The sequence below is a fragment of the Subtercola boreus genome, from assembly GCF_003399635.1.
Lineage (GTDB): Bacteria > Actinomycetota > Actinomycetes > Actinomycetales > Microbacteriaceae > Subtercola > Subtercola boreus_B.
In genome coordinates this window covers 1-5,614 of sequence record NZ_NBXB01000014.1, presented here as the reverse complement: position 1 = coordinate 5,614, position 5,614 = coordinate 1, and the positions used below count along the sequence as shown (strand labels likewise).

At 53.8% G+C, this 5,614-nt stretch carries 3 rRNA genes; all 3 read right to left on the bottom strand.

The window, feature by feature from the left end:
* Window positions 1–2: 2 nt before the first annotated feature.
* The 3 genes from rrf to B7R22_RS04570 all read right to left on the bottom strand — a co-directional run bounded on the left by rrf (window position 3) and on the right by B7R22_RS04570 (window position 5,412).
* Window positions 3–119: ribosomal RNA gene (gene rrf / locus B7R22_RS04580) — 5S ribosomal RNA — on the bottom strand.
* Between the two features lie 180 nt (window positions 120–299).
* Window positions 300–3,420: ribosomal RNA gene (locus tag B7R22_RS04575) — 23S ribosomal RNA — on the bottom strand.
* Between the two features lie 468 nt (window positions 3,421–3,888).
* Window positions 3,889–5,412 (bottom strand): 16S ribosomal RNA (locus B7R22_RS04570).
* The 16S, 23S and 5S rRNA genes sit together here, the layout of an rRNA operon.
* Between the last annotated feature and the right edge of the window lie 202 nt (window positions 5,413–5,614).

Sequence of the window (5,614 nt, the reverse complement as noted above, 5' to 3'; positions counted from 1 at the left end):
GGGTCCGGCGGTGTCCTACTCTCCCACAAGGTCTCCCTTGCAGTACCATCGGCGCTGAGAGTCTTAGCTTCCGGGTTCGGAATGTTGCCGGGCGTTTCCCTCTCGCTATGGCCGCCGAAACACTGTCGACGTTGTTACGGTCTGGTGTGTTCTGTGCAGTTGCTGCAGATATTCAGTTGTGTGCCCCCTTGGTGTGGGGGGCGGTTTCCGACCGTATGTCGGGAACCACAGAGTGGACGCGGGTGTCTTTGATGCGCAGATTCATTTCAGCCACACCCGATTGCTCGGGGATGGTGGTGTTTGTGAAGTTATCGGCTTATTAGTACAGGTCAGCTCCACACCTCGTTAGTTGGTGCTTCCACATCCTGCCTATCAACCCAGTAGTCTCCTGGGAGCCTCTCACCATGAATGGTATGGAAATCTCATCTTGAAGCCGGCTTCCCGCTTAGATGCTTTCAGCGGTTATCCGTTCCGAACGTAGCTAATCAGCGGTGCACTTGGCAGTACAACTGACACACCAGAGGTTCGTCCATCCCGGTCCTCTCGTACTAGGGATAGCTCTCCTCAAATTTCCTGCGCGCGCAGAGGATAGGGACCGAACTGTCTCACGACGTTCTAAACCCAGCTCGCGTACCGCTTTAATGGGCGAACAGCCCAACCCTTGGGACCTACTCCAGCCCCAGGATGCGACGAGCCGACATCGAGGTGCCAAACCATGCCGTCGATATGGACTCTTGGGCAAGATCAGCCTGTTATCCCCGAGGTACCTTTTATCCGTTGAGCGACAGCGCTTCCACAAGCCACTGCCGGATCACTAGTCCCGACTTTCGTCCCTGCTCGACTTGTCAGTCTCACAGTCAAGCTCCCTTGTGCACTTACACTCGCCACCTGATTGCCAACCAGGTTGAGGGAACCTTTGGGCGCCTCCGTTACTCTTTAGGAGGCAACCGCCCCAGTTAAACTACCCACCATGCACTGTCCCAGAACCGGATTACGGTTCGTAGTTAGATATCCAGAGTGACCAGAGTGGTATTTCAACAATGACTCCACCAGCACTAGCGTGCCCGCTTCACAGTCTCCCACCTATCCTACACAAGCCACACCGAACACCAATACAAAGCTATAGTAAAGGTCACGGGGTCTTTCCGTCCTTCTGCGCGTAACGAGCATCTTTACTCGTAGTGCAATTTCGCCGAGTTCGCGGTTGAGACAGCTGGGAAGTCGTTACGCCATTCGTGCAGGTCGGAACTTACCCGACAAGGAATTTCGCTACCTTAGGATGGTTATAGTTACCACCGCCGTTTACTGGGGCTTAAATTCTGGGCTTCGCCTTGCGGCTAACTCTTCCTCTTAACCTTCCAGCACCGGGCAGGCGTCAGTCCGTATACATCGTCTTGCGACTTGGCACGGACCTGTGTTTTTAGTAAACAGTCGCTTCCCACTGGTCTCTGCGGCCCTATCACGCTCGAGAAGTAAATCCTGTCACGATCGGGGCCCCCCTTCTCCCGAAGTTACGGGGGCATTTTGCCGAGTTCCTTAACCACGATTCTCTCGATCTCCTTAGTATTCTCTACCTGATCACCTGAGTCGGTTTGGGGTACGGGCACATGGAACCTCGCGCCGATGCTTTTCTTGGCAGCAGACGATCACTGATTTCCCCACTGAAGGGTACCCATCGAGTCTCAGCCTTTAATGAGGGGCGGATTTGCCTACCCCTCGGCCTACATTCTTAGACCGGGACAACCATCGCCCGGCTCAGCTACGTTCCTGCGTCACACCTGTTAATACGCTAACCGCACCACCATAGGGTCACACGCTACGTCCACCCCTCTCACCCCGAAGGGATCAATAAGGTGGGTTTCAGATGTTTAGCATTAGTGGATTGGCTTGGACGGTTCTTCTGCGGTACGGGAATGTCAACCCGTTGTCCATCGACTACGCCTGTCGGCCTCGCCTTAGGTCCCGACTTACCCAGGGCGGATTAGCCTGGCCCTGGAAACCTTGATCTTTCGGAGGACGGGTTTCTCACCCGTCTTTCGCTACTCATGCCTGCATTCTCACTCGTGTGGCCTCCACGGCTGGTTTACACCGCCGCTTCGCTGGCCACACGACGCTCTCCTACCCATCCATACGGCTGGACCACGAAGGCCTGCCAAAAATATAAATGCCACAACTTCGGTGGCGTGCTTGAGCCCCGTTACATTGTCGGCGCGGAATCACTTGACCAGTGAGCTATTACGCACTCTTTCAAGGGTGGCTGCTTCTAAGCCAACCTCCTGGTTGTCTATGCAACTCCACATCCTTTCCCACTTAGCACGCGCTTAGGGACCTTAGATGGTGGTCTGGGTTGTTTCCCTCTCGACGATGAAGCTTATCCCCCACCGTCTCACTGCTGCGCTCTCACTTACCGGCATTCGGAGTTTGGCTAACGTCAGTAACCTTTTAGGGCCCATCGGCTATCCAGTAGCTCTACCTCCGGCAAGAAACACGCAACGCTGCACCTAAATGCATTTCGGAGAGAACCAGCTATCACGAAGTTTGATTGGCCTTTCACCCCTATCCACAGCTCATCCCCTCCATTTTCAACTGAAGTGGGTTCGGTCCTCCACGACGTCTTACCGTCGCTTCAACCTGGCCATGGATAGATCACTTCGCTTCGGGTCTAGAACCAGCGACTCAAACGCTCTATTCGAACTCGCTTTCGCTACGCATTCCCCTCACGGGTTAAGCTCGCCACTGATCACTAACTCGCAGGCTCATTCTTCAAAAGGCACGCCGTCACACCAACAAAGGGCGCTCCGACGGCTTGTAAGCAAACGGTTTCAGGTACTATTTCACTCCCCTCCCGGGGTACTTTTCACCTTTCCCTCACGGTACTTGTTCACTATCGGTCATCTGGGAGTATTTAGGCTTATCAGGTGGTCCTGACAGATTCACGCGGGATTTCTCGGGCCCCGCGATACTTGGGATACTCACCGAGCCATAACTACATTTCGACTACAGGGCTGGCACCTGCTACGGCTGGGCTTTCAATCCCATTCGTCTATATAGCGCTGTAACTCTCGCAGTACGGCAGTAACTGCAGGTAAGTCCCACAACCCCGAACATGCAACGCCTGCCGGCTATCACACATGAACGGTTTAGCCTGTTCCGGTTTCGCTCGCCACTACTCACGGAATCACTATTGTTTTCTCTTCCTGAGGGTACTGAGATGTTTCACTTCCCCCCGTTCCCTCTACCCGCCCTATATATTCAGGCGGGAGTCACCAGGTCACCCAAAGGGCCTGGCGGGGTTTCCCCATTCGGAAACCCTCGGATCACAGCTCTATTATCAGCTCCCCGAGGCTTATCGCAGATTTATACGTCCTTCTTCGGCTCCAGATGCCAAGGCATTCACCGTTTGCTCTTAAAAACTTCTCAAACAAAATTTGCACAACAAAGACCAATGTATGTCTGAAACAAATCAGACGAACATTGATTACCAGACAACAAAACCCCCACACCCCAAAAAGGCATGAGTTCATTCGCGTCTGGAGATGCTCGCGTCCACTGTGTAGTTCTCAAAATACGGGCGGTACCCCAAACAGACCAGGAAAAGATCCTGACCCGAAGTGAGGTCCAGAGTTCAACAGCCAACCCACCCGCCGCGGTAAACCACGACGAAAAGGCTGCCCGGTCCCTCAGGACCCAACAGCGTGCACAACACGGTTACTTCAACAACCCTCTTCCAAACCAGCCCCCGAAGGAACCAGTCGTACTAACGACTGAGCAAGCACTTAGTGAATGTCAAATGTTCCACCCATGAGCGCCACCAACAGATAACTTCCGTTGAAATGACTGTCCGTGCGATTCGCCTGTATACAGAGCGACACGGAACGTGCTCCTTAGAAAGGAGGTGATCCAGCCGCACCTTCCGGTACGGCTACCTTGTTACGACTTAGTCCTAATCACCAATCCCACCTTAGACAGCTCCCTCCCGAAGGTTAGGCCACTGGCGTTGGGTGTTACCGACTTTCATGACTTGACGGGCGGTGTGTACAAGGCCCGGGAACGTATTCACCGCAGCGTTGCTGATCTGCGATTACTAGCGACTCCGACTTCATGAGGTCGAGTTGCAGACCTCAATCCGAACTGAGACCGGCTTTTTGGGATTCGCTCCACCTTACGGTATCGCAGCCCTTTGTACCGGCCATTGTAGCATGCGTGAAGCCCAAGACATAAGGGGCATGATGATTTGACGTCATCCCCACCTTCCTCCGAGTTGACCCCGGCAGTCTCCTATGAGTTCCCACCATAACGTGCTGGCAACATAGAACGAGGGTTGCGCTCGTTGCGGGACTTAACCCAACATCTCACGACACGAGCTGACGACAACCATGCACCACCTGTATACGAGTGTCCAAAGAGTTCCACATTTCTGCAGCGTTCTCGTATATGTCAAGCCTTGGTAAGGTTCTTCGCGTTGCATCGAATTAATCCGCATGCTCCGCCGCTTGTGCGGGCCCCCGTCAATTCCTTTGAGTTTTAGCCTTGCGGCCGTACTCCCCAGGCGGGGAACTTAATGCGTTAGCTGCGACACAGAAACCGTGGAATGGTCCCTACATCTAGTTCCCAACGTTTACGGCATGGACTACCAGGGTATCTAATCCTGTTCGCTCCCCATGCTTTCGCTCCTCAGCGTCAGTTACGGCCCAGAGATCTGCCTTCGCCATCGGTGTTCCTCCTGATATCTGCGCATTCCACCGCTACACCAGGAATTCCAATCTCCCCTACCGCACTCTAGTCTGCCCGTACCCACTGCAGGCTGGAGGTTGAGCCTCCAGTTTTCACAGCAGACGCGACAAACCGCCTACGAGCTCTTTACGCCCAATAATTCCGGACAACGCTTGCACCCTACGTATTACCGCGGCTGCTGGCACGTAGTTAGCCGGTGCTTTTTCTGCAAGTACCGTCAAACCGAAGTTCTTCTTCCTTACTAAAAGAGGTTTACAACCCGAAGGCCGTCATCCCTCACGCGGCGTTGCTGCATCAGGCTTTCGCCCATTGTGCAATATTCCCCACTGCTGCCTCCCGTAGGAGTCTGGGCCGTGTCTCAGTCCCAGTGTGGCCGGTCACCCTCTCAGGCCGGCTACCCGTCGTAGGCTTGGTGAGCCATTACCTCACCAACAACCTGATAGGCCGCGAGTCCATCCTTGACCAAAAAATCTTTCCACAACCAGAACAGGCGCTCGGTCGTCATATCCGGTATTAGACGTCGTTTCCAACGCTTATCCCAGAGTCAAGGGCAGGTTACTCACGTGTTACTCACCCGTTCGCCACTAATCCACCAGCAAGCTGGCATCATCGTTCGACTTGCATGTGTTAAGCACGCCGCCAGCGTTCGTCCTGAGCCAGGATCAAACTCTCCGTAAATGCTTACGCGCCACACCACAAACGGGAATCGAATGCGATGCGACAAGTTCGATACTGACAGAACAAATCATTACTGACTTGCTTGTCCGTAAACCCTCCCAAAGAAGGGCCTACTAATTTCAATTTCCCAAAGGAACCCGGACACCCAAAAAGTGCCACGGGGATTTGGCATTTGACAATGTGCACGCTGTTGAGTTCTCAA